19 protein-coding genes and 1 pseudogene are annotated in these 24,028 nt (G+C 61.9%); 7 read left to right on the forward strand and 13 right to left on the reverse strand.

What is annotated here, in order from left to right; genetic code table 11:
- Positions 1-35: 35 nt before the first annotated feature.
- Positions 36-1,316 (reverse strand): serine--tRNA ligase, encoded by a 1,281-nt coding sequence (gene serS, locus HK353_RS08870; RefSeq protein WP_173155309.1) that lies wholly within the window; start codon positions 1,314-1,316, stop codon positions 36-38.
- 81 nt (positions 1,317-1,397) lie between these two features.
- Between serS and HK353_RS08875 the strand changes: the two genes are divergently transcribed.
- From HK353_RS08875 to HK353_RS08885, 3 genes are all read left to right on the forward strand, one after another.
- Positions 1,398-2,513, forward strand: a complete 1,116-nt coding sequence (locus HK353_RS08875) for a diacylglycerol/lipid kinase family protein (RefSeq protein WP_245395900.1) — start codon at positions 1,398-1,400, stop codon at positions 2,511-2,513.
- 222 nt (positions 2,514-2,735) lie between these two features.
- Positions 2,736-4,913, forward strand: a complete 2,178-nt coding sequence (locus HK353_RS08880) for a hypothetical protein (protein WP_173155311.1) — start codon at positions 2,736-2,738, stop codon at positions 4,911-4,913.
- Positions 4,914-5,154: 241 nt separating this feature from the next.
- Complete coding sequence (locus tag HK353_RS08885) at positions 5,155-6,498, forward strand: LPXTG cell wall anchor domain-containing protein (RefSeq protein ID WP_173155313.1); 1,344 nt, start codon at positions 5,155-5,157, stop codon at positions 6,496-6,498.
- A gap of 144 nt (positions 6,499-6,642) precedes the next feature.
- On the opposite strand, the gene HK353_RS08890 is transcribed toward HK353_RS08885, so the two are convergent.
- The 5 genes from HK353_RS08890 to dnaK form a co-directional block, all read right to left on the reverse strand.
- Entirely contained in the window at positions 6,643-7,518 is an 876-nt protein-coding gene (locus HK353_RS08890; RefSeq protein WP_173155315.1) for a DUF1206 domain-containing protein, read from the reverse strand.
- Positions 7,519-7,667: 149 nt separating this feature from the next.
- Positions 7,668-8,108 carry a heat shock protein transcriptional repressor HspR gene (locus HK353_RS08895; protein ID WP_173155317.1) on the reverse strand — a complete coding sequence of 147 codons (441 nt, stop codon included), beginning with the start codon at positions 8,106-8,108 and terminating at the stop codon, positions 7,668-7,670.
- 14 nt (positions 8,109-8,122) lie between these two features.
- Positions 8,123-9,136 carry a DnaJ C-terminal domain-containing protein gene (locus HK353_RS08900; RefSeq protein ID WP_173155319.1) on the reverse strand — a complete coding sequence of 338 codons (1,014 nt, stop codon included), beginning with the start codon at positions 9,134-9,136 and terminating at the stop codon, positions 8,123-8,125.
- Positions 9,137-9,317: 181 nt separating this feature from the next.
- Positions 9,318-9,992 (reverse strand): nucleotide exchange factor GrpE, encoded by a 675-nt coding sequence (locus HK353_RS08905; protein WP_173155321.1) that lies wholly within the window; start codon positions 9,990-9,992, stop codon positions 9,318-9,320.
- Positions 9,992-11,854 (reverse strand): molecular chaperone DnaK, encoded by a 1,863-nt coding sequence (gene dnaK, locus HK353_RS08910; RefSeq protein WP_173155329.1) that lies wholly within the window; start codon positions 11,852-11,854, stop codon positions 9,992-9,994. The genes HK353_RS08905 and dnaK overlap by 1 nt, the downstream gene beginning before the upstream one ends.
- A gap of 583 nt (positions 11,855-12,437) precedes the next feature.
- Here dnaK and glsA point away from each other — a divergent pair.
- A complete protein-coding gene (glsA, locus tag HK353_RS08915) occupies positions 12,438-13,466 on the forward strand; it encodes a glutaminase A (RefSeq protein ID WP_173155331.1) in 1,029 nt (342 codons plus the stop codon).
- A gap of 173 nt (positions 13,467-13,639) precedes the next feature.
- Here glsA and HK353_RS17070 read toward each other — a convergent pair.
- From HK353_RS17070 to HK353_RS08945, 6 genes and pseudogenes are all read right to left on the reverse strand, one after another.
- Positions 13,640-14,961, reverse strand: a pseudogene (locus HK353_RS17070) (excinuclease ABC subunit UvrA); the annotation flags it as partial.
- 197 nt (positions 14,962-15,158) lie between these two features.
- Positions 15,159-15,965: an amino acid ABC transporter ATP-binding protein gene (locus HK353_RS08925; RefSeq protein WP_281063467.1), complete on the reverse strand. Its 807-nt coding sequence runs from the start codon at positions 15,963-15,965 to the stop codon at positions 15,159-15,161.
- The gene (locus HK353_RS08930) at positions 15,962-16,921 is read right to left on the reverse strand and encodes an amino acid ABC transporter permease (RefSeq protein WP_173155335.1); all 960 of its coding nucleotides are present in this window, start codon (positions 16,919-16,921) and stop codon (positions 15,962-15,964) included. The genes HK353_RS08925 and HK353_RS08930 overlap by 4 nt, the downstream gene beginning before the upstream one ends.
- 38 nt (positions 16,922-16,959) lie before the next feature.
- Positions 16,960-17,787 (reverse strand): ABC transporter substrate-binding protein, encoded by an 828-nt coding sequence (locus HK353_RS08935; protein WP_173155337.1) that lies wholly within the window; start codon positions 17,785-17,787, stop codon positions 16,960-16,962.
- A gap of 110 nt (positions 17,788-17,897) precedes the next feature.
- A complete protein-coding gene (locus tag HK353_RS08940) occupies positions 17,898-18,944 on the reverse strand; it encodes a M14 family metallopeptidase (protein WP_245395901.1) in 1,047 nt (348 codons plus the stop codon).
- 157 nt (positions 18,945-19,101) lie between these two features.
- A complete protein-coding gene (locus HK353_RS08945; RefSeq protein WP_173155341.1) occupies positions 19,102-19,758 on the reverse strand; it encodes a GntR family transcriptional regulator in 657 nt (218 codons plus the stop codon).
- Positions 19,759-19,939: 181 nt separating this feature from the next.
- Here HK353_RS08945 and HK353_RS08950 point away from each other — a divergent pair, with 181 nt between their 5' ends.
- The 3 genes from HK353_RS08950 to HK353_RS08960 are packed head-to-tail and all read left to right on the forward strand — an operon-like array spanning position 19,940 to position 22,763.
- A complete protein-coding gene (locus HK353_RS08950; RefSeq protein WP_173155342.1) occupies positions 19,940-21,121 on the forward strand; it encodes an aromatic ring-hydroxylating oxygenase subunit alpha in 1,182 nt (393 codons plus the stop codon).
- Between the two features lie 6 nt (positions 21,122-21,127).
- Entirely contained in the window at positions 21,128-21,580 is a 453-nt protein-coding gene (locus HK353_RS08955) for a hypothetical protein (RefSeq protein ID WP_173155344.1), read from the forward strand.
- Positions 21,581-21,599: 19 nt separating this feature from the next.
- Positions 21,600-22,763, forward strand: a complete 1,164-nt coding sequence (locus HK353_RS08960) for a PDR/VanB family oxidoreductase (protein ID WP_173155346.1) — start codon at positions 21,600-21,602, stop codon at positions 22,761-22,763.
- Positions 22,764-22,816: 53 nt separating this feature from the next.
- Here the strand turns inward: HK353_RS08960 and HK353_RS08965 are convergent, their stop codons facing one another.
- Positions 22,817-23,845 (reverse strand): ABC transporter substrate-binding protein, encoded by a 1,029-nt coding sequence (locus HK353_RS08965; RefSeq protein WP_173155348.1) that lies wholly within the window; start codon positions 23,843-23,845, stop codon positions 22,817-22,819.
- Between the last annotated feature and the right edge of the window lie 183 nt (positions 23,846-24,028).

A 24,028-nucleotide genomic window follows, 5' to 3' on the forward strand; every position in this document is an offset into this window, starting at 1 on the left:
GCCGTACGGTCAGTGCCCCGCGTCCCGGCACAGGCTCAGTAGCGCGGTCCTTCCGGTCCCTGTGCGGTCATCCCGCCGAGGTAGGGCCGCAGTGCCGCAGGAACCGTGACCGAGCCGTCGGCCTGCTGATGGTTCTCGAGGATCGGCACCAGCCAGCGGGTGTTGGCCATGGTTCCGTTGAGGGTGGCGACGGGGCGGGTCGATCCGTCGCGGCGTTCGCGGATCTGCAGGCGGCGGGCCTGGAACGTCGTGCAGTTCGATGTCGAGGTCAGCTCGCGGTAGGTGCCCTGAGTCGGCACCCAGGCTTCGCAGTCGAATTTGCGGGCGGCCGAATCGCCGAGGTCGCCGGCAGCTGTGTCGATGACCCGGTAGGGCAGCTCGCACAGTCCGAGCATCTTCTCCTGCAGCGACAGCATCCGCTCGTGTTCGGCTTCGGCGTCCTCGACCGGGACGTAGGCGAACATCTCGACCTTCTGGAACTGGTGGACGCGGATGATCCCGCGGGTGTCCTTGCCGTAGGAGCCGGCCTCGCGGCGGTAGCAGGAGGAGATGCCGGCGTAGCGCAGCGGACCGTCGGAGAGGTCGATGATCTCGTCCATGTGGTAGCCGGCCAGGGGCACCTCGGAGGTGCCGACGAGGAACAGGTCGTCGGCTTCGAGACGGTACACCTCGTCGGCGTGCTCACCGAGGAACCCGGTGCCGCGCATGACCTCGGGACGGACCAAGGTCGGGGTGATGGTCGGGCTGAACCCGGCCTCCTCGGCGACGTCGCGGGCGAGGTTGAGCAGGGCCATCTCCAGCTTCGCGCCGAAGCCGGTGAGGTAGTGGAACCGCGACCCGGAGACCTTCGTTCCCCGCTGTGTGTCGATGGCCTTCAGCCTCTCGCCGATCTCGAGGTGGTCGAGCGGTTCGAAGCCTTCAGGGGCGAAGTCACGGGGTTCGCCCACGGTTTTGAGCGTCACGAAGTTCTCTTCGCCGCCGGCAGGGATGCCGTCGATGATGAGGTTCGGGACCTTCGACACGAGTTGGTCGAAGGCGAAAGTGGCTTCTTCGGATTCGGCCGCCAGTGACTTCACTGCCTCGGACTTCGCCTTGCCCTCGGCGATGAGCGCCGGCTTGTCCTCCTTCGACGCCTTCGCGATCTGGGAGGAGAACGACTTCTGATCCGCACGAGCGTCTTCGAAGGCGGTGATGGCCGCACGACGAGCGGAATCGGCGGCGATGACTTCGTCGATGAGCTCGACGGATGCCCCGCGAGCCTCCTGCGATGCCTTGAACAGGGCCGGGTTGTCTCTGAGAAGCGCTAGATCGATCACCCTCTCAGCTTAACGGGCCGGGCGTGTTTTCGACATTCGGCGCTCAGCCTGCACACGACTTCGACGCGGTAGATTTGGGGCATGATCATCGAGTTGGACCCCCTGATGACCTGGGTCATCGTCATCGGTGCCCTCGCCGTGCTCGCGGCCGCGTTCCTCATCGGCCGCCGCTGCGGCGTGCGACGCACGCTCAATACGATGAGACGCTACGCCCACCCGCCGAACCTCTCCGACGAGGCGGTCGATGATGCGGCCCGATACCGTGCCGCGCTCATCGTCAATCCCACGAAGACCGATGTGCGCAAATTGGCCGCCACCGCCGAGGCGATCTGCCGTTTCGAGGGGTGGAACCCTCCGCTCGTGCTCGAGACGACCCCCGAGGATTCCGGTGAGGGGGCCACGGCCCGTGCCCTCGACGAGGGAGTCGACGTCGTCATCGCCGCCGGCGGGGACGGCACCATCCGCGCGGTCGCCTCGGCGCTGGCCGGAACCTCCACTCCGCTGGGGATCGTGCCGTTGGGGACCGGGAACCTGCTCGCCCGCAATATCGACCTCGTCCTCGACAAGACGGAATGGGCGCTGCGGATCGCGCTGTGGGGACGCAACCGGGAGATCGACGTTGGGACGGCGAAGATCGCCCCCGACGGCGATACCCATGTCTTCACCGTGATGACCGGACTCGGTTTCGACGCCGCGGTCATGGCCGATACCAACGACGATCTCAAGGCCCGTCTCGGATGGCTCGCCTACGTCGAAGCGGGATCGCGGAAGCTCACCGGCAAACCCAGTCATGTCAAGGTCACGTTCGACGACGAATATCGGATCTCGGCAAGGGTGCGTTCGGTGCTCGGCGGCAACTGCGGCCGATTGCAGGGAGGCATCCAGCTGCTTCCGCAGGCCGTCATCGACGACGGCATGCTCGACGTGCTCATCGTCAGCCCGAAGAACCTCGGCCAATGGGTCGGCGTGCTCGCTTCGATCGCCGGCCGCCGAGCCTCACGCGGGTTGCACACGAACATCCGGAAGTGCCGAAAGGTCGTCATCGAAGCCGGCGAGGAGGTCGATATCCAGATCGACGGAGACCCGCTGGGTCAGTCGTCCTACCTCGAGATGGAGGTCGACCCCTCCGCCCTGACCGTCCGCGTGCCCACCGTCGAACAGCGCAAGCAGATCCGCGCCGAGGCGTGGCCGGTCTAGCTCAGAAGCGCTGAATTCGCGCGGCCGACACGTCCCCGCGCCGAGGCGGCACTGACGGTCATTCTTTTACCGACGAGTAGGTCACGAAACGATCAAAGGAATTCACCTAAGTGTTACCGCTTTTAAACCTGAACAAAACGTACAGAAATAGTTTGGAAAATCCTCAGAACCTAAGATGAGTGCCGTATCACACCCCTCGCCACAGAGATTGAAGGCACTCAAATGAAGAAGATCATCCTCGCGCCGGCAGTCGCGCTCGCGTTCACCGGTCTCGTCGCGAGCCCGGTCGCTGCCGCGGAATCGACGTCCGCACAGTCGACCTCATCGCAGACCGCTGAGCAGAAGAAGGTCGAAGCACACAAGGCCAAGAAGGCCGAAGCCAAGAAGAAGGCTGATGCGGAAGCGGCCGCCAAGAAGGCCGAAGCCGATAAGAAGGCCAAGGAGAAGGCTGCGGCAGAGAAGAAGGCTGCCGCGGACAAGAAGGCCAAGGACGCCAAGGCCGCTGCAAAGAAGAAGGCGGATGAGAAGAAGGCCGCCGAGGACAAGGCGGACAAGAAGGACGACGCCAAGAAGCCGCCGAAGAAGGTCGCCCCGAAGCCCGCACCTGCCCCCAAAGATGAGGACAAGGACGCCAAGGACGACGACAATTCCGAGGACAAGGTCAATCCGATCAATGCTTCGGTGCAGGTCGTCTCCGGCGATGTCACCGCCGAGGAGCTCCACGAAGATGGCGTGACCGTCAAGGTCACTGGCCTGGAGAAGGGCGATAAGGTCTCGGCGAAGTCCGGCCTGACCGGTCCGGCAGTCACCGCTCAGGGTTCGACCGCGACAATGAAGCTGCGTTCCGCGAAAGAACTCAGCCAGGAATCCGTTGCTTACGCTGTCCAGGTGCAGCGGGCAGGCACCTCCCCTGATACGGTCGCCGACACTTTGAACCTCAAAAGGCAGGGGCCGGCGCCCGGCAATATCTCCCTCCCCACCAACGAAATTTCCATTGAGGATTTCGAGAAGAACGGAATCGACTACAGCGGAGCTGGTTTTACACCCGAGGCTCAGATCAAAGTCTATGGCGGCCACGGCAAGGGGGTCTGGCACGGCGGCGAAGATACGGCCACCGCAGATGCCGAAGGAAACATCTCAGGCCACCTCAACGCGCCTGCAGCCGAATACCTCGAAGCCGGCACGTACCTCGTATACGCTGTCGATCCCAAGACCGGTTCCACAAAGTCCGTCGAGTTCACTGTGACCGACGATTCCGTGACCCCGATCGACGCATCCATCAAGGTCGACCCCAAGGAGATCGCCGCCGAGGATCTCGCCAACAAGGACAAGGGCGTGACCGTCACCGTCACGGGCGTGAAGAAGGGCGACAAGATCACCGACTCCCTCACCGGAAAGACCGAGACCGCCGATGCCGACGGCGACTACAAGCTCCACCTCTGGTACGAGGGCAAGGCTTCAGATCTCGAAGTCGGCAAACTTCCGTTCACCGTCAATGTCGAGCGCGAAGGCACCGAGTCGGAGACTCTCAACGGTGAAATCAACGTCGTCGATGAAGACGAGGCCGTCGATGCGATCGACGCATCCCTCAAGGTCGATCCAAAGGAGATCACCGCCGAGGATCTCGCCAACAAGGACAAGGGCGTGACCGTCACCGTCACGGGCGTGAAGAAGGGCGATAAGATCAAGGACTCCCTCACCGGGAAGACCGAGATCGCCGACGCCGACGGAGACTACAAGCTCCACCTCTGGTACGAGGGCAACCCCGACAGCCTCGAAGCAGGCAAGGTTCCCTTCACCGTCACCATCGACCGCGAAGGCACCGAGTCGGAGACCCTCAACGGCAACATCAACATCGTCGCCGAGGACAGTGACGACGATGGAGACAACCCGGAGGCGCCCGCCGAGGCGACCTTCAAGGTTTCTCCGAAGACGATCGAGGCGGCGGACTTCGCCAACGAGAAGAAGGGAGTCACCCTCGCTGTCGAGAACTGCGAACCCGGCGCGGATGTCCACTTCGAGGTCAACCCGAAGGGCATCAACGTCACCGCCTACGAGAACAGCGTCAAGGCTGATGACGAAGGCAATGCATCGGTCAACGTCTTCGGCACCTCGTCGGATGTCTCGGCTTACGTCGGCGCTTACACCGCGACTGCGACCTGCGGCGATGACACCATGAAGGACTCCTTCATGGTCACCGAAGGCGCAAACGGCGGCGGCTCCGGAGGCGGCGACAACGGCAACGCCGGCAACGGTGGAGACGACGGCAGCCAGCTGCCGCGCACCGGTGCCGACCTCGGCGGGCTGACGACGGGCGCCCTGCTCCTCCTCGTCGGTGGTGCCGCGATCGCGCTGACCGGCCGCAAGAACAAGATCGGACAGACTCCGACGAGCTTCTGATCCGAGCCAGGCGGATGACCTGAATCCAGAAGGAGGGGCGGCTCAGCACACGCTGAGCCGCCCCTCCTTCTGTTCTGCAGTCTGCGACGAACCGGGCGGTCAGGATGAATGGAGAATGAACTCTGCGCCAGAACCGAACTCAGAGCTGAACAAAACGACCACAACTATGTGTGTGGTGAATGTTGCATTACTGTTACATTCGTAATACTTCACACCCAGCTGTAATTTTCTAAGGAAATACATGAAGAAGCTCGCCCTCGCCCCCGCGGTGGCCATCGCCATCACCGGCCTGGCCGCATCCCCAGTCATCGCTGCTCCCGAGGCCCCCGCCTCGGCCGACACTCAGCCCGCCAAGAGTGCCTCGGCGGAGTTCGCTAAAGCAAGCGTCGCCAAGGGCACCGGGGTAGCTCAAGGAGCCCTTGAAGACGTCAAGGCCAGCGTTTCGCCCCAGAAGGTCTCGCAGGAAGATCTCGCAAACCGGGAAAAGGGTGTCCAGGTCACCGTCACCGGCCTCGAGGCAGGCGACAAGGTTTCTGACAACATCTCCTACAAGGAGGGTCAGTCCGACACCGCAGAAGGCGACACTCTGACCTACACCATCTACAACACCACCGGGGATCCCAGCGCAATCGACCCCGATGAGGTCAACTTCACGGTCATCGTCGAACGCGATGGCGAAAAGCAGGAGATCCCGGCGAGCTTCACCGTCACCGAAGGTGATTCCGACGAGCCCGAAGCTCCTGAGACCGACCCGAAGGTCTCGCTCAACGCCGACAAGTTCACGGAGAGCGAGTTTGCGGAGAACGGTGTCAAGGTCACCGGTGAAGGATTCGCTCCGGATACCGCAATCAACGTCGTCGGCGGAAACGCACAGTCGCCCTTCGCCACTAAGGAAGTCACGACTGACGGCGAAGGAAAGTTCTCCACAACACTGAAGTTCGAAGGCGATGGCAACCTCCCCGCCGGCGACTACTCAGTCTGGGCGTTCGACCCCGAAGCCGAGACCAGGTCCCCGGCTCAGGACTTCACCATCACCGAAGACGAGACCGAAGAACCCACCGCTCCGGCTGAAGAAGCCAAGCTGACCGTCTCCCCCGAGTCGATCACGCTTGCTGACTTCGTCAAGAAAGAAAAGGGCGTCACCCTCGCCGTCGAGAACTGCGAACCCGGTGAAGATGTCCGCTTCCTCGTCAACCCCAAGGGCGAGTCGAGCGTCACCGCCTTCGACAAGCCCGTCCAAGCAGACGACGAAGGCAAGGCCAGCGTCAACGTCTTCGGCGAAGACGCTTCGCAAGCTTCGGCCTACATCGGCGACTACGATGTGACCGTCACCTGCGGTGATGAGGAACTGACCGGTGACTTCTCGGTCGAGAAGGATGCCAACGCCGGTGGCGAAGACGATGACGGCAACGGCGGAAACGACGACGGCGACAACGGAGATGCCGGCAACGGCGGCGACCTGCCCCGCACCGGTACCGAGCTGACCGGCCTCGTCGGCGGCGCGGGCCTCCTCCTCATCGGTGGAGTCGCAGTCGCTCTGACCATGCGTCGCAAGAAGACTGCTCAGGATCCTGCAGAGATCTGATTGCGACTGGCTTGAGAGCGTGCCGGCTCGACTGAGCTGGGCGTGAGTCGAAGAAGGGCGCGAACCCACCCGGGTTCGCGCCCTTCTTATCTGCGCCGCAGCGAAGCAGATGAAGCAGATGAAGCAGATGAAGCAGAATACTGCTCAATCCATGCGGTCGTACCTCGAGCGCAGGGCGAGGAAGACTCCGTAGAGGACCAGGCCCAAGCCCACCGCCAACAGCAGGTACGGCCCGAACGGCTGATCGCGCATGCCCTTGAGCGCACCGTCGATACCAGTGAACTCCTCCGGATCACCGGTCGCCGCAGACACCACGATGAGGGTGCCCACCGACAGCAGCGTCGCACCTTTGCCCAGATACCCGACAACACCGGTGAAACCGACGAGGAAGCGGGTGAACGCGCTGCGCGGCCGACGAAGCTTATCTTTCCACTTCCGGCGCAGACCATTGATACAGAACACGATGCCGATGATCGCAATCACGGCGCCGACAGCCATGAGGATATACAGTCCGCCCGGAGCCTTCGCCACGGTCATCGAGGCCTGAGAGCTCGCCTTGCCAGAGTCGGATCCTCCGCCAACGACGAACTGGGAGAAAGTCGCGGCCACCACCACATAGGCAATGGCAGAACCGACCATCGAGAAGAAGTCGATCCACTGCTTCCTCCCCTGCTTCTCCTGCGGGTCCCGAGTTCCGGCTCCGCGCAGCGAGGATGAGCCGAAGAACGCGTTGACCAAGCACCACAACGCCATCAGCGCACAGCCGAGGAAGCAGATGACGATCAGCACCATACCGAAGGGCTGTGAAGCGATCTGGCCGACCGCTCCCGCCTGGTCGGCTTCGCCGCCGCCCTGCCCCAGCCCGATGGTCACAGCCGTCGCACCGAGGATCGCGTGGACCAACCCGTTGGCAATGAAACCCGCACGCGCCACCCGCTCGAACCAGCGGCTGTCCGCGGCTTCCTGAGCCGCCGAATCAGCGCCATCGGCGACCTGACGAACCTTCTCGTTCTCGTTCACAGAGTCAGTGTCGCACAGCACCTGTACTTTTACATGCCGCAATGAACTGGATTCGTCGAGTAACGCGAAAAGGCGGAGTGCGAACCGAAAGTTCGGTTCGCACTCCGCCTCGGCGCTGTTCTCAGCGTCCCAGCCAGTCCCCGTCAGGCTCAGCCGCGTCGGTATCGGTTGTACAGCACCAAGGCTCCCGGTTCAGGACGACCCTGTGGGCGTCGTCCCCTCGAGATCGAGACGACGTCTCCGCCCACGGTGCCGGCTGCGAAGACGCGCGCATCGCGTTCCTGCGCCGACCGGCGTGCCCGAACCTCGTCCTCGAGCTCCTCGTTGCGGCTCTTGAGCGCATCGACCTGATTCTGCAGGTCGATGATCTTCTTGATCCCGACGAGGTTGACTCCCTCGTCCTGCGACAGCTGCTGGATCAGTCGCAGCTTGGCGATGTCCCTTCCGGAATAACGCCGGCCCCGGCTCGCAGTGCGATCCGGAGTGACGAGACCCAGTCGGTCATACTGCCGCAGCGTCTGCGGGTGCATGCCCGCCAGATCCGCGGCCACCGAGATGACATACACCGCCGCACTCGATGAAATGTGCATTGTGATTAACCACCTCAGCTGGCCTTGGCTTTGTCCAGCAAACCGGCGCGTGGATCCTCACCTTCGGTGGCGGCCTTGAAGGACTCGACCGCTTGTTTGGCTTCCTTGGACAGATTCTTCGGCACCACGATCTGGACTGTCGCCAGCAGATCGCCGGTGCCTTTCTTCGTCTTCACACCTTTGCCCCGCACGCGCAAGGTCCGTCCCGAGGGTGTCCCCGGTGCGACCTTGACCTTGACGGGCGTTCCGCCCAGGGTCGGCACCTTGACCTCGGCGCCGAGGGCCGCCTCGTCGAAGCTGATCGGCAGCTCAATCCGCAGGTTGTCACCATCGCGGGTGAAGACCGGGTGCGGGCGTACGTGCACGGTGAGGATGACGTCACCGGGCTCGCCGCCGTTGGGGCTGGCCTTGCCCTTGCCGGCCAGGCGGATCTTCTGCCCGTCCTTGACCCCGATCGGTGTCCGCACGGTCAGCGGCTTCCCACCCGGCATGTTCAGCTTCACCGAGGCACCGTTGATCGCTTCGGTGAACGACAGCGTCGTACTCGACTTGATGTCGCCGCCCTTGACCGGAGGCTGGTAGCCGCCGTAACCGCCACCGCCGAAACCTCCGCCGAATCCGCCGAGCAGATCCGCCAGGTCCGGGGGAACGTCTCCCCCACCGGTGTAGGTCGTGCGGGTCCTGGTGCGTCCGCCGCCTCCGAAGAGGTCGGAGAACACATCGTCGAATCCGCCGCCGGCAGCCCCGCCCGGTCCACCGGAACCGGCGCTGAACCTGGCACCGCCGCCCATGGCGCGGACCTGATCGTACTGGGCCCGGGATTCCTTGTCGGAGAGCACCTGGTGGGCCTGGCCGATCTCCTTGAACTTCTCTTCGGCCTTCTCATCACCGGGGTTGGCGTCCGGGTGATACTTGCGCGCGAGCTTGCGATAAGCCTTCTTGATCTCAGCGTCGGAAGCATCCTTGGAGACGCCGAGGGTTTTGTAGAAGTCCTTATCGAACCAATCATTCTGAGGTCCGGTATTCACCTGGCACCTCCTTTCCTTCCAATCAATCCTGTCATCACGGTATTCACTTGTCCTCTCACAATCCGCATCCCCGGGGCACTGCCCCGAAGATCCGGACCGCCGCCGAGGCGGTTCCCCGGCCCCGTACGTCGGTGAACCGGCGTAAGGGGCGGGCGGCCGCCTCGGCGATCATGGTCGTCGCTCAGTCCTCCGGCTGCTGGACACCGACACGGGCGGCGCGGATGATGCGCTCCCCGATCCGGTAGCCCGGCTGCATGACCAGGAAGAGCGTCGGATTCTCGACCTCATCCGAAGGCTGCTGCATGAGCGCCTCGTGGATGTTCGGGTCGAACTCGTCGCCGACCTCTCCGTACTGTTCGACGCCGATCTTGTTCAGCGATTCGACGAGCTTGTTCACGTGGGTCTCGAAAGGCCCGCTGACATCGCCGTTGTCGCGAGCGAGCTTGACCTCGTCGAGCACGGGGATCAGGGCCTCGACGACCTTGATCGTGCCGCCGAGCGCCGCACGCTCACGTTCGCGGTCGGCGCGCATCCGATACGCCGCATATTCGGCGTTGATGCGCTTGAGGTCGGCCAGGTACCCCGCTGCCTCCGAGCCCGGTTCGGGCTCGGCTTCCGGCTCGATGTCCTCGAGACCCGAGGCATCGGACGGGATGTCCGCCCCGAGGTCGCTGGCATCGGCCGCGGCAGCCTGTTCGGCATTCGCGTCCGCGCTCGGCTCCTCGCCGGCCCCGGCCGAGGCCGACTGGGCGTCGGCCTCGGGACGGACCTCACCGCTGTTCGGATCGACCCGGCGCTTGTCGCTGAAGGTGAAGCCTGGCTCCTCGGACGACTTGTCGTTGCCCTCGGCAGTCATTACTTCTTCTCCTCATCGTCATCGTCGACAACTTCGGCGTCGACGACATCGTCGTCTGCGCCTGCATCGGCGGCACCTTCACCGGCAGCTTCGGCGCCTTCGGCACCGCCCTGCTGGCTGTAGATGGCTTCGCCGATCTTCTGCTGGTTCTCCACGAGTTTGTCGTAGGCGCTCTTCACGGCGTCGTCGTCTTCACCCTTGAGGGCTTCCTTGACGGCGTCGACATCGCCCTGCATCTCGGTCTTGAGCTCTTCCGGCAGCTTGTCGGCATTGTCGGTCAGCAGCTTCTCGGTCTGGTAGGCGAGATTCTCCGCATTGTTGCGGACGTCGGCAGCCTCACGGCGCTTCTTGTCCTCTTCTGCGTGCTCCTCGGCCTCACGGACCATGCGGTCGATGTCTTCCTTCGGCAGCGCGGAACCGCCGGTGATCGTCATCGACTGCTCGGTGCCGGTGCCCTTGTCGGTGGCAGACACGTGGACGATGCCGTTGGCGTCGATGTCGAAGGCGACCTCGATCTGCGGCACACCGCGCGGAGCCGGAGCGATACCGGTCAGCTCGAAAGTGCCGAGGTTCTTGTTGTCGCGAGTGAACTCCCGCTCACCCTGGAAGACCTGGATCGACACGGAGGGCTGGTTGTCCTCTGCGGTGGTGAAGGTCTCCGAACGCTTGGTCGGGATCGGGGTGTTGCGCTCGATGAGCTTCGTCATCACGCCGCCCTTGGTCTCGAGTCCAAGCGAGAGCGGGGTGACGTCGATGAGCAGAACGTCCTTGCGCTCACCCACGAGGACACCGGCCTGCACGGCGGCGCCGATCGCGACGACCTCATCGGGGTTGACACCCTTGTTGGGTTCCTTGCCTCCGGTGAGTTCGGTGACGACCCGGGTCACGCTGGGCATGCGGGTCGATCCGCCGACGAGGACGACGTGGTCGATGTCCTTAACGGATACGCCGGCATCCTTCATCACAGCGTGGAACGGAGCCTTGGTGCGCTCGAGGAGATCCTTGGTCAGGTCCTCGAACTTCGCCCGGGTGAGGGTCTCATCCAGGTGGATGGGTCCGTTCTCACTCATCGACAGGTACTGCAGCGAGATGTTCGTGCTGGTAGCCGAGGACAGTTCCTTCTTGGCCTGCTCAGCGGCTTCCTTGAGGCGCTGCAGAGCGGTGGCGTCCTTGGTCAGGTCGACACCGTAGTTGTTCTTGATCTGCTCAACCAGCCAGTCGACGATCCGCTGATCCCAGTCGTCACCGCCGAGGCGGTTGTCACCTGAGGTCGCACGGACCTGAATGGTGGAGAAGTCGTCTTCGTCCTTGCCGACTTCGAGCAGCGAGACGTCGAACGTTCCGCCACCGAGGTCGAAGACGAGGATGAGTTCGTCTTCCTTGCCACGCTCGAGGCCGTAGGCCAGAGCGGCAGCGGTGGGCTCGTTGATGATGCGCGAGACGTTGAGTCCGGCGATCTCACCAGCGTCCTTCGTGGCCTGTCGCTCGGCGTCGTTGAAGTAGGCAGGGACGGTGATCACCGCGTCGGTGACCTTCTCCTGCAGGTACTCCTCGGCGTCGTGCTTGAGCTTCTGGAGGATGCGGGCCGAGATCTCGGGAGCCGTCATCTTCTTGCCGCCGATTTCGGTGGACCAGTCGGTGCCCATGTGGCGCTTAACCGATGCGACGGTGTTCTTGACGTTCGTGACGGCCTGGCGCTTGGCGATCTCGCCGACGAGCCAGTCGCCGTTCTTGTTGACTGCGACGACGGACGGGGTCGTGCGACCGCCTTCGGCGTTCGCGATGACCTTCGGCTCGCCGCCTTCGAGGACTGCAACGACGGAGTTCGTGGTTCCGAGGTCGATTCCAACTGCACGTGCCATAGTTTTCTCTCCTTAGTTCGTGAGTTCCTTCGACTCGAATGTGTGCGATCGGGCGGCTCCGGCCCTTGGGTCAGAACCACTCGACCGCACACATTGAGCCAACTGGACTCAAGTATTCTCTCCGAGGTTCCGACGGTCAAGTCGACCTCATCAAAGTTGCGTACACCAGACTCAACTTTGCTGAGGATGGTTTTATTCCGGCGGGAGAGAATTTCTTTTCAGACGACTGTTGTAGGTTCTCGTTTAAGTTGTCACTTTCTCACTTTGGATCCCGACTCTGGTACCAAGGAACAGCATGGACCGTCGTTGAGCTTAATGGTTTTGCGGTGATACTGCGTTCGGCGGATCAGTTCAAAAGGGCCCGTGCTCCGGCGCCAGCTGCCGCGGACACCGGCGACGAAAGCAGAATGGATGAAAGCCGCTCCGAGTTGATCAAACCCTACAGGCAATACATCTACGTATGATTGGCGCGATCACCGTGGCGTGCTCCCGAGGCTTTCGAGCCTGCGGCGCCGCTCACGTTCAGTTCGGTTGTAACATTGCTGAGATTCCGTACGCAGGCACCCACCGCTAACCTTGCATTATGTCGAATCATCCTAGGAATCCAGTACCGTTCCCGTACGAACGCGATCGCGTCGCGGTGGAGCCGAGCCTCGTTTCAACTGGAGACCTCCCTGCGCCGGCAATCGTCGAGAAGATGATGGAGAAGACCCACTCGATGTACGCAGGCCTCGAGGAGGGAAACGTTGCAAGTTACATTCCGAAGCTCGCAGAGGCAGACCCTCGATGGTTCGGCCTCACTTTGGCGTCAACAAATGGCAGCACCTTCAGCGCCGGTGATTCGAGACAAGAGTTCTCCATCCAGTCGATCTCAAAGGCGTTCGTCTATGCGCTCGTGTGCGACTCAGTCGGCCACGATGAGGTCCGTGAGCGGATCGGTGTAAATAACACGGGTCTGCCATTCAACTCCGTCATGGCGATCGAGCTGAATGCGGGACATACCATGAACCCTATGGTCAATGCCGGGGCTTTGGCGACGACGTCGCTCGTGCCGGGGGAATCATGGGACCAGAAGTGGGAATTCATCCATGCGGGACTGTCCGCCTTCGCTGGGCGTGACCTGGTACTTGATGACGATGTGTATCAGTCGGAAATGGAGACGAATCTGCGCAACCTGAGCATCGCTCGACTGTTGCAGAGCTACGGCCACATCGCCGTGGACCCAGCCTGTGTCACTGAGCTGTACACACGTCAGTGCTCACTTCGCGTAACGACCGAAGATCTTGCGATCATGGGAGCTACGCTGGCGAACGGTGGCGCCCATCCGGTGACCGGAGCATCAGTAGTCAGTCCCGCTGTCAGCCAAGACGTCCTCTCGGTGATGGCAACCACCGGAATGTACGAAGCGAGTGGGGACTGGCTCTACGAGATCGGCATGCCAGGAAAGAGCGGAGTCGCCGGCGGCGTCGTCACAGTCGCACCGGGCAAAGGAAGCCTTGCCATATTCTCTCCGCCCCTCGACGCGGCCGGGAACAGTGTGCGCGGAATACACGCGACTGCCCATCTCTCCCGAAAGCTTGGTCTCAACCTCTTTTCCTCGACACCGCGATAGCGAGGCTGAACAAGGAGAGCCAGCGACGCCTTTGTCATCAGCGAACTCTCAAGGCTGCTGACCAGGGCGCAGCGGACAGGATGCATGTACGAGGTGGTGTTAAAAGACATGACTACACGAGCACGAACATTCAGGAAACGATAGTTTCCGCTGCGGAAACGGCGGCGGCACCGTGCCGAAGCGCTCTGAGACGATGTAGAGACCTCTGCCGGAGTGCCGGTCGCAACGACTTGTCCACCGTTGCCCCCGGCACCCGGGCCGAGATCGATGACGTGATCAGCCTCGGCGATCACGCGCATGTCGAGCTCGACCATGACAACTGTGTTCCCAGCGTCGCCGAGTGTTTGCATGCGAGTGACGAGCCTGTCCGCATCAGCGCAGTGCAATCCTGAGGTGGGCTTATCGAGGACGTAGAGCGTGTCGCCGCGTAGGGCCCGCTGGAGCTCGCTGGCAAACTTGACCCGCTGGGCCTTACCGCCGGAGAGCTCAGTTGCCGGTTGGCCGAGACGCAAGTAGCCGAGTCCGACGTCGATGAGAGCGGTGAGTGAGCGCATGATGTCGAATTCTCCCTCGAAGAACGCGTGTGCTTCCTCGACGCTCATAGCGAGGATTTCTGCGATGTTGCGTCCGTGCCAGAGGATCTCGAGAGTGCTCGCCTGGTAACGGGCGCCATGGCAGTCCGGGCACTCTGTATATACGGACGGGAGGAAGACCATGGCTGATCCCTCTCCCTCGCAGGTCGGGCACCGGCCGTTGGCAACGTTGAATGAGAATCGGCCTGGTTTGTAGCCGCGTGCAAGAGCTTCCGGGGTTTCGGCGAATCGGCGCCGTATATGTTCGAACAGGCCAGTGTAAGTTGCGACATTCGACCGGGGCGTGCGTCCGATGGGTTTTTGGTCGATGCTCACGACCCGGCGGACTCCGGTGAGGCCTCCTGCGACGGAACCCTGCAACTCCTCGGGCTCGTCGGAGAACAGCATTTCATCACCGTCGGGCATTGGCTCATCCGCTTGATTGGGGCGCCCGAGGTGCTCACCGACCAAGGTTGGGAGAACCTGGCTGACGAGGCTGGATTCACCTGACCCCGATACTCCGGTCACAGCTGTGAACGCTCGCAAGGGGATTATGGCAGAGACGTTCTGAAGGTTGTCGCGCGCAATATTTTCAAGTTGCAACCACTCATGTGACGTCCTTGGCTCACGCGGAGGGAGTCCACTGCCGCCGAGGAGGTAACCTCGCGTGGCGGATTCTTCGATTTCGGCCAAGCCATGGTCGGGCCGCTGTAGATGACCCGACCTCCTCGTTCACCGGCAGCGGGGCCGATGTCGACTAGCCAATCCGCATGCCGCATCACGTCAACGGAATGCTCGACAATGTACAGGCTGTTTCCACGTTTTTCGAGGCCGTCGAGGATGGCTAACAGCGCGCTGACATCTTGCGGGTGGAGCCCGGCGGAGGGTTCGTCCATCACGTAAACGACGCCGAAGAGCGAAGCGACCCAACCGTCATTTCGATGAGGATTCCGACGAAATAACGAGACGCGTAGCAGCTTGCCACAGTGTCACATCGCAGGTCAGCCGGGCATGCCGCTGACAAGTTCGGCGAGATCCTACACCTGTCGGCCCCGGAAACTCGAGGCCGACAGGTCAGCTGGCTATCTTTGCTCCGGCAGGTTCGGAACACAACATACGCTCAGAGCACCGACGCGAGGAACTCCTTCGTTCTCGGGTGCCGGGGATTGGTGATCAGCTCAGCCGCGGGACCCTCCTCAACGATCACCCCACCGTCCATGAACACCACACGATCGGCCATCTCGCGAGCAAAGTTCATTTCGTGCGTGACAACGACCATCGTCATTCCCGTTCGAGCGAGATCCTTCATCACTTTCAAGACCTCACCGACCAGTTCGGGGTCCAGCGCACTTGTCGGCTCGTCGAAGAGCATGAGTGAGGGCTCCATGCACAGAGCTCTGGCAATAGCGACACGCTGCTGCTGACCCCCTGAGAGTTGGCGCGGATAGTGTTGCGCCTTCTCCGCGAGTCCGACCTGCTCAAGTAAACGCATCGCTCGCTCACGCACCACAGACTTCTTCTGCCGCAGGGCGACGGTCGGAGCTTCCATAATGTTTTCAAGAACGGTCATATGCGGGAACAGATTGAAGTGTTGGAAGACCATTCCGATCTTCGTCCGGCTCCTGCAGACCTGTGCGTAGGACTGTTCGCGCAGCCTGTCGCCCTTCATCTCATAGCCGACTACCCGACCAGCGACCCACATGATTCCGTCGTCTACAGTCTCCAAGTGATTCATACACCGCAGGAATGTGCTCTTCCCGGAGCCGGACGGCCCAATTAGGCAGACCACTTCACCGGCGGCGACTTCGAGGTCGATGCCTTTGAGTACATCATTTCGGCCATAGCTTTTGTGGATGGCATCGGCCCAGATCATCCGGTTCGATCCCGAGGCAGCCTGAGCCTCTGCAGGTTCCGCTTGCATCGTCATCGGCTGTTCTCCTGATCGGTTTTGGTGGAAACGGGCAGACGTCGGTCGTGAACTCGAAAGAGATACGCAATCTTCTGCAACGGAGTCGGCGGCAACTCGCGCTGTGAACCGCGGGCGAAGTGCCGTTCGAGGTAGTACTGCCCTATCGACAAGACCGTCGTCACGACGATGTACCAGAGGCTCGCGACGATGAGCAGCGGGATCGTATCGAATGTACGTGCATAGATCACCTGCGCCGAATAGAGCACTTCGGGCACGGCCAAGACGCTGACCAGCGAGGTGGTCTTGAGCATTCCGATCGTCTCATTGCCAGTCGGCGGGATGATGACACGCATCGCTTGCGGCAACACGATCCGACGCAGTGTGTGGAATCGGTTGATCCCCAACGCCCCAGCGGCTTCGACTTGGCCGCTGTCGACTGACAACAGGCCTGCCCGTACGATTTCAGACATGTAGGCTCCCTGGTTGAGGCCCAGCCCGAGAATAGCAGCGAACATCGGGGTAATGACGGCGTTAGCGTCGAACTGAAGGCCGAGAATCCCCAGATTGATGGTCGGATACAGAGCCGCAAGGTTGTACCAGAACAGAAGCTGGACGAGCACAGGTGTTCCCCGGAAGAAGTACACGTAGGCGGCGGCGGCCATACGCACGACGGGGTTGGGCGAGAGACGCATGACCGCCAGGATCACTCCCAGCGCCATACCTATAACCATGCTGATAACGGTCAGTTCGAGCGTGATCAGGAGCCCCCGCGCAGTGGAGAAGTCCGTGAAGTAGTAGGCCACCACCGGCCAGCCGAAGCGATCGTTGGTGAATACCGAATAGAGGACGAGGGCGACGAGGGCCAGCAGCACTCCAGCCGCGATCCAGCGCCCCGGATGCTTGGCCTTGACGATCGTGAAACCGTCAGAGGACCGACTGCTCTTGCCAAATGTTGAAGTGGTCAGAGTTGACATCTTTGCTCCGTAATTCCGAGATCGGACACCGTGCCGTCTCAGTCAGTGATGGCCGAATGGTCTAGCACCTCTTCGGGTGAGATCTTCGCGCTGTCAGGAATGTGCCATTTGGCATTGATCTGGTCATAGACAGGACTGTCGATCACCTGCTTGGCAGCTTCGGCGACCGGCGCGGTCAGCGCACCGCCCTTTGGCAGGGCGATCGCAGTGGGCTGAGGGTCGTATTCTGGGCCGGGGGCCAGTTCGAATTCGTTGTTCGCAAGCAGTCCCTGGTAGGTCAGCGAGATGCTGTCCGCGCAGGTTCCGTCGACGCGACCTGCGGTGAGCGCGAGATTCGCGTCCGACTGAGTCGGATACATGTGGACATCGATCTCCGGCTTGCCCGCCTCTTCGCATTCAGCGGACAGGTCGGGCAGTTGGGTGAGAGCCTGCAGTGTGCCCATCTGGACCGCGACCTTCTTTCCGCAGACGGACTGGTCGGTCAACGACAGCTCCTCAGGGTTCCCTGCCGCAACCGCCAACCCGCTGCCACCTGCGAGGTAGCTGGCGAAGTCGACTTTCTCCAGTCGTTCAGCAGTGACCCCGTAAGCCGAGATACTGAGGTCGTACTTGCCCGACGAAAGGCCAGGGAGCGTTGTGTCGAAGTTCGCAGCGATGAAACGAGGCTCTGCGCCGAGGACCTGTGCGACCGCCGTTGCGAAATCGATGTCCCACCCGATGATCGTCGTGTTGTCGTCGTTATAGTACTCAAAAGGCGGGTAGGTGGGATCAGTGCCGATGAGCAGCCGACCGTTCTGCTGATACTTATCCGGAAGCGCAGCCTGCAGGCGGGGGTCAGCGGGCATATCGACGACGGTGACCGACATATCCATCGGCGCCTCAGGGACATTCCCATGGTGCCCTTGCAGACCACATCCGGTGACGCCCAGCAGCGCAAATGCAACGATGGACCTGCCGATCGACCGCCTCGCGAATCTCATTTCAACCCCTCGGGCGCATCGATTCGACGAGCGATGTGCATGACGAAGCTACCGCGCGTTACGAGTGTCGGGTGACGAACCACCGCGACCACACCGTCGACTTCGGCACGATGCTCGACCGGTGTTCGATGCGGATCGTCAACCGAGTACACCAGAGCGACGATATCGCCCTGGAGTACCTCGTCGCCGAGGCCGACGAGCGGTTCGACGAGACCCGGGATCTCAGCCGGTATCCCCGATTCAGAGACAAGCTCGAGCCACTGCTGAGCCGGCCGATCGACTTCACCGACTCGAGGCGACGCGATGCCGGCGAGCGCCGCGAGCTCGACGTCCTCAGACAGGATTCCCTGATCAGTCAAAAACTGGCGCAGACCCCTGCGGATGTCAGCGAGAGTCCGGCGGTCGACTGTGCCTCCCCCGGCGAGCTCCGTGGCGACGACGGGAATCCCCGCGTCGTCCCCCGCCGAGTTGATCGATCCCGGTTCGAATTTCTCTGCCACGACGATGACATACGGAAGGTTCAGACGGCGAGCGATCTGCGATTTGGTCTGCCACAACTCTTTCGTCGGCCCCCGATAGACGAAAGCCGCATCGACATAGACGGAATTGCTGCCTCCGGAGTGCAGATCCAATGCCGCATCGGCTCTTGGAAGCAGCTGTCGACTGATGAATTCCGCAACCTGGCAGGTCGGAGCACCTTCGGCCGAACCGGGGTAAGAACGATTGAGATTGGCACCGTCGAGCGGCGAAACCCTGGTTCCGGCTCGGACCGCCGGCGCATTGGCCGCAGGGACGATGATCACCGTTCCGCTGATGTGTTCAGGCGTCAGTTCCCGGGCAAGCGCTTGCAGTGCCACCTGCCCCTCGTATTCGTCGCCATGGGTGCCCGCGACCAGGAGCGCAGTAGGACCTGCCCCTGACGAGACAACAGTGACCGGGACTGGGATCAGAGCAGAATCGTTGACATTATCCGACTGAGTGAGTCCGATATATCCGTGTTGGACTCCGAATTCTTCGAAATCGATGCCTCGAATGACCGTCATAACGCTCCTTTTGCGCGGTAGTGGCATCGCTCGAATTCCTGGCGGGAATGTTCTCACCGTATTGATAGAACCCGAGCCTCTCCAGTGTTGGACACACTGTATACAGAAACGTTTCAGTCGGCAACATCGCGCCGGAGGCGAATCGTATCGGCGGCGGTCATTCCACGATGGGGCCTCCACGTTCGTCCGCGGGATCGTGGCAGATCCGCAGAATCTCCGTGGCCTTCGCCAGATCGTGCGCCTCCAAGGCGTCTATGATCCGTTCATGATCGGAAGCGACCCGCTCCACATGCTCCTGCCCCGGCTTGTACGTCAGTGCGATGCGTCGCTGCACAGGGTGGCTCCAGACCGAGCCCAGGAGCTCGAGCATGTAGCCATTGGGGCACGGCTCAACCAATCGACGATGGAACCGGAGAGAGACGTCGAAAACCTCCATACCATCCGTCGGGCTGCACAGCCTCGCCTCAGCAGCAAGGGTTCGCAGATGAAGCAGGTCCTTGGGTGTATGCCGGCCGAAAGCCGATCGGAGCGCGAGTTCTTCGAGAGCCGCGCGCACCTCGAAGACATCTTCGACCTGATTTCGCGAGAGATCCGTGACGAAGTACCCGCGCGAGGCCACCAAGGTCGCCAGACCATCGGTCGTCAGCTGAGTCAGCGCGTCGCGCACAGGAGTCCGGGACACGTCGAACTGCGCCGCGATCTTCTCTTGCACCAGAGGCTCACCGGCGGCCAGTTCCCCGCTCACGATCAATCGACTGACGTTCTCATAGACCTGCTCGGCCAACGGCTTGCCTGCCGCGTCTTCCGTGCCCATCGTTTCCTCCCGGCGATCTCAGCGTCCGTGCTCGATCCGCCGACCACGATCCTCGTGATCCGCGCTGCTGCTACCTCTACTCTTCCGCGATTGCCTCGGATTGCAAAATCATGTCGACACAGTACACACTGTATACAGTAGACTGAAGAAGTTCTGCTTACTCAAGCAAGGAGGCTCCCCCATGGCTGATTACATCCTTAACACCTGGTACGTTGCTGCATGGTCGGATGAAGTGACGAACAAACCCATCCGGAAAATGATCTGCGAACAATCCATCGTTCTCTACCGCATTTCCGATGATCAGGCCAAGGCGCTTGCCGACCGTTGCGCCCATCGGGCGTTCCCCTTGTCCAAAGGTCGAATGCTGGGTGACTCCATCGAATGCGGTTACCACGGCTTCATCTACGGACCTGATGGGCGGTGCACGAAGGTTCCCGGCCAGACGACGCTGCCAGAGCGGGCAGTCGTCCGTTCCTACCCCCTTCACGAGAAGGACGGCTGGATCTGGGTATGGATGGGGGACGACCCTGCGGATGCCGATCCCAGCGATATTCCGGACACCCATTGGATGAATGATCCCAACTGGGCCTCCGTCGAGCACTCCCTCCAAGTCGACTGTCGAGCCGAACTCGTGCACGACAATCTGCTCGACCTCACCCACGAGTCCTTCCTCCACAAGACGACTGTCGGCGACGACTACATCTACGAATACGGCATCACAGTCGAAGTCGACGACAATGTGGTGCTGGTGGACAGACTCATGCCCTCCGTACCCGCACCGCCACTGTACGCAGATACGATGGGAATCGACGGAAACTGGGATCGCTTCCACGCCACCGAATTCTTTGTCCCCAACAATCTCACACTTCACTCGGGCATCACGGCAGAGGGCGCGCCACGAGACGAGGGCTACCTCATCAAAGTGCTCAACGCCATCACCCCGATCGATGCTCATACCTGCTGGTACTACTATTCATTCGCCCGCAACTTCGCCGTCGACAATGTCGAAGCCACCGAGCAGCTTCGTGAGGGTCTGGGTCTGGTGCTCGAAGAGGACAAGGACGCGCTCGAGGCGCAGGAGCTGGGAATGCAGACACGCCCCGGTCAGGAGTTCGACGTCCTCATTGCCCAGGACGGCGGCGTCGCCAAGGCCCGTCGCATCCACCAGGCGCTATTGAAGAAGGAAGCCAAGGAACGCGAGGCGAAGGAACCTCGCCGACCCGGCGCGCCGGCGAATACAAAGCCCATCGGTGCAGCAGCTCGCCGACAAGCGCAGAAAGCGGCGGCAGCCGGGGCGGGAAGGTCCGCAGCCGAGTCGACCACCTCGGCGGAAGCCATGGGCACCGCAGCCGGCGGGAGGTGATCGGGGATGTGGATGCTCGAGCGCGCGAACTCCCTCAGCGCCGCACCGACCATGCCCGATGGCAGCCGCGTCCTGGCCGCCAACCCTGACAGCGCCGAACGCGGCGACCCGTGGCGCTGGTCGATCACTCTTCATACGTCACCGGACGGGGTAAGCACCTCTGTGAAGACTGATGAGTCCTTCGTCGTCCACACGGTCGAGCTTCTCGACGAAATCCACTGCTCGACTGTGCTCACACGATGCACCGGCGATGTCATCGTCGTCGCTGTCAAGACGGGGGACGCGCTCATCACGGTGCCCGATGGTCCCTGGCAGCGGCGAATCCATCCCGGTGACTCCTTCGTCCTCGAGGGCGAAGTGAACGAGACCATTCGTGTCGAGCTCACCGACACGCAATCGACCGCAACCGTCTACTGCCTCACCCCCACCAGGACCGCTGCTCTTCGCTGGGTCCCCTGAAGCGCACAAGGAGTTGAGAATGCCATCAACAGTCGAGACGCCCACCGCCGCAGCAGAACTTCGCGATGGAGCCGGCGCCGGCGCCGAATCCAACACCCCCGCCGAGGCAGGCCCCCGGTCGCGCACACGGCTGTCGTTCTTCGACGCATACGTCACGCAGATGCGAGTGGAAGCCGATGGCGTGCTGTCCGTCGAGTTCACGCCGAGCGAGAGCGAAGCCGGGACACCATCACTTGTGGACCTCCACCGCTGGGAGCCCGGAGCGCACCTTGACGTCCTCATGGGCGAGAGACTGGTGCGCCAGTTCTCCTTGTGCTCCCGACCGGGGGAGCCTCTGAAGGTGGCCGTGCTGCGCGAACCCGAATCGCGCGGCGGATCAGCTCACGTTCATGAGGTTCTTCGGCCGGGTTCTCAGGTTAGGCTGCGTGGCCCCAAGAACACTTTCCCACTCGAGCCCGCCGAGCACTATCGATTCATCGCCGCGGGGATCGGAATCACGCCCATCATCGCCATGGTGCGCGAGGCCCATCGACGGGGCATCTCCTGGACGCTCGACTACCTCGGAAGATCGCGTGAGACAATGGCCTTCGTCGCTGAGCTCGAAGATTTCGGCGACTGCGTGTACATCCATGAAAGCGGCGCGGACGGTCGCTTCAATCTCGGGGCACATCTCATCGAACCGGACGCCGGGGAGCTGGCATACGCCTGTGGACCGGCGGGGCTGCTCAATGAGCTGGCCGAAGCAGCGGAGTCATGGGAAAACCCCGATCTGCTACGCACCGAACTGTTCCTGGCTCAGCCCTCCGACGGTTCAACCACTGCCGGTGTCGGCTCAGATGGCACCGGGCCGAGCAGTGCCGAATCGGGAGCTTCGCTCTTCGACGGCCCCGACGACAGCAGATCGACCGGCGATGCTCCTTTTACTGTCACGCTGACCACAGGCGAGTCGGTCGAGGTACCCGCTGACAGGTCGGTTCTCGAATCACTGGAAGACGCAGGGTTTGCACCCCTGAGCTCGTGCCGCGAAGGAATCTGCGGCACTTGCGAGACCGCGGTGATCAACGGCGAGGTCGATCACCGCGACAGCCTCCTGTCCGAGGAGGAGAGGACGGACAGTGAGACGATGATGATCTGCGTCTCGCGTTCGTGTGGAACTTCCGGCCTCACTCTCGAACTCGAATGACCGGTTTCAGGCATCTGCTGCCGTAGCAGCCACCGGGGCACTGCCCAGCACGTTTACTTAGTCAGGTACTCGTCGAGATCGTCGAGGATGAGCCCAGCGCCTGTGGGTCCGAGGCCGAGGAACCACACATCGTCCTCGACACGAATCGCCTTGCCGTCCTTTACCGTGTCAAGACCCTTCCACTGACTCGATTTGAGGGCCTTGTCCTCGCCTGTGGCCCTGGGATCACCGTAGCTCGTGTAGAAGATATAGTCACCGCCGGCCTGGTCGAGGTTCTCCGGTGAGATCTCAACGGCGAGCTCGTCGACGTCCTGCTTCTCCGGGCGTTTGAAGCCGGCATCGCCGAGGATGACTCCGATGAGTGACTGATTCGCATAGAGGCGCAGCTTCTCGGGCATGAACCGTACGAGAGAGATCGTCGGGTCGCCGTCGACGGACTTCTTCAGCGTCTTCGCTTCCTCCGCATATTCCTCGAGGTCCGCGGTGGCCTCTTTCTCCATTCCCAAGGCGTCGCCGACGAGGCGGAAGTTCTCCTTCCACGGGAACCCAGGTCGGATCGAGAATACGGTCGGGGCGATCGAGTCGAGCTCATCGTAGAGCTTGTCTGCCCGCAGCTGGCTGCCGAGAATGAGGTCGGGTTCGAGCGAGGCGATCTTCTCGAGATCGAGCTCATTGATCGTACCGACGGTCTCGACACCGTCGACCTTGTCTTCAAGGTAGCTCGGCACCGGGTTTGCCCCTTCGGTGGTCACCATTCCGACAGGCTTGATGCCCAGCGAGAGGACGTCGTCGAGTTCGCCGGTGTCGAGGACGACGACCCGTTCAGGCTTCTTTTCAATCTCCGTCGACCCGTTCGCGTGCTTGATCGTGCGTGGGAACTCCCCCGCCTCGGCGTCGGTGCCGAGCTTCGCAGTCTCCTCATCCGCGGTTCCGAAGGCCTCACCACCAGTGGCGACATCTTTGTTGCCCGATTCGCTGCTACCTCCCTGGTCACCATCGGCGGCGCAGCCGCTTGCGAGGAGGGCAATGGTCAAGGTTGCTGCAGCAAGCGCCGCGGCGCTCCGAGGAAAAGAAATCGTCATAAGGGCAGTCTAACCTGACCAGCCTCTCAGTTCTTAGGTTAGGCTCACATAGCCTAAATGTGATGAAGACCCCACCTGCTACTGAGCACACGAAATAGAACCGATGACACCGATTTCGAACTTCCACCAGGGCCGATAACGTCATTCGGTACTGGCAGCCACCTTCGCGAGCATCGCTTGGCG

Origin of the sequence: Brevibacterium permense (assembly GCF_013280495.1) — a bacterium.
Lineage (GTDB): Bacteria > Actinomycetota > Actinomycetes > Actinomycetales > Brevibacteriaceae > Brevibacterium > Brevibacterium permense.

What these genes read in the sequence shown, in the direction of transcription:
- HK353_RS08875 (WP_245395900.1), top strand. Translation starts at nt 1,398, where the DNA reads ATGATCATCGAGTTGGACCCCCTGATGACCTGGGTCATCGTCATCGGT.
- HK353_RS08880 (WP_173155311.1), top strand. Translation starts at nt 2,736, where the DNA reads ATGAAGAAGATCATCCTCGCGCCGGCAGTCGCGCTCGCGTTCACCGGT.
- HK353_RS08885 (WP_173155313.1), top strand. Translation starts at nt 5,155, where the DNA reads ATGAAGAAGCTCGCCCTCGCCCCCGCGGTGGCCATCGCCATCACCGGC.
- HK353_RS08895 (WP_173155317.1), bottom strand. Translation starts at nt 8,108, where the DNA reads ATGCACATTTCATCGAGTGCGGCGGTGTATGTCATCTCGGTGGCCGCG.
- HK353_RS08905 (WP_173155321.1), bottom strand. Translation starts at nt 9,992, where the DNA reads ATGACTGCCGAGGGCAACGACAAGTCGTCCGAGGAGCCAGGCTTCACC.
- dnaK (WP_173155329.1), bottom strand. Translation starts at nt 11,854, where the DNA reads ATGGCACGTGCAGTTGGAATCGACCTCGGAACCACGAACTCCGTCGTT.
- glsA (WP_173155331.1), top strand. Translation starts at nt 12,438, where the DNA reads ATGTCGAATCATCCTAGGAATCCAGTACCGTTCCCGTACGAACGCGAT.
- HK353_RS08925 (WP_281063467.1), bottom strand. Translation starts at nt 15,965, where the DNA reads ATGACGATGCAAGCGGAACCTGCAGAGGCTCAGGCTGCCTCGGGATCG.
- HK353_RS08930 (WP_173155335.1), bottom strand. Translation starts at nt 16,921, where the DNA reads ATGTCAACTCTGACCACTTCAACATTTGGCAAGAGCAGTCGGTCCTCT.
- HK353_RS08935 (WP_173155337.1), bottom strand. Translation starts at nt 17,787, where the DNA reads ATGTCGGTCACCGTCGTCGATATGCCCGCTGACCCCCGCCTGCAGGCT.
- HK353_RS08940 (WP_245395901.1), bottom strand. Translation starts at nt 18,944, where the DNA reads ATGACGGTCATTCGAGGCATCGATTTCGAAGAATTCGGAGTCCAACAC.
- HK353_RS08945 (WP_173155341.1), bottom strand. Translation starts at nt 19,758, where the DNA reads ATGGGCACGGAAGACGCGGCAGGCAAGCCGTTGGCCGAGCAGGTCTAT.
- HK353_RS08950 (WP_173155342.1), top strand. Translation starts at nt 19,940, where the DNA reads ATGGCTGATTACATCCTTAACACCTGGTACGTTGCTGCATGGTCGGAT.
- HK353_RS08955 (WP_173155344.1), top strand. Translation starts at nt 21,128, where the DNA reads ATGTGGATGCTCGAGCGCGCGAACTCCCTCAGCGCCGCACCGACCATG.
- HK353_RS08960 (WP_173155346.1), top strand. Translation starts at nt 21,600, where the DNA reads ATGCCATCAACAGTCGAGACGCCCACCGCCGCAGCAGAACTTCGCGAT.
- HK353_RS08965 (WP_173155348.1), bottom strand. Translation starts at nt 23,845, where the DNA reads ATGACGATTTCTTTTCCTCGGAGCGCCGCGGCGCTTGCTGCAGCAACC.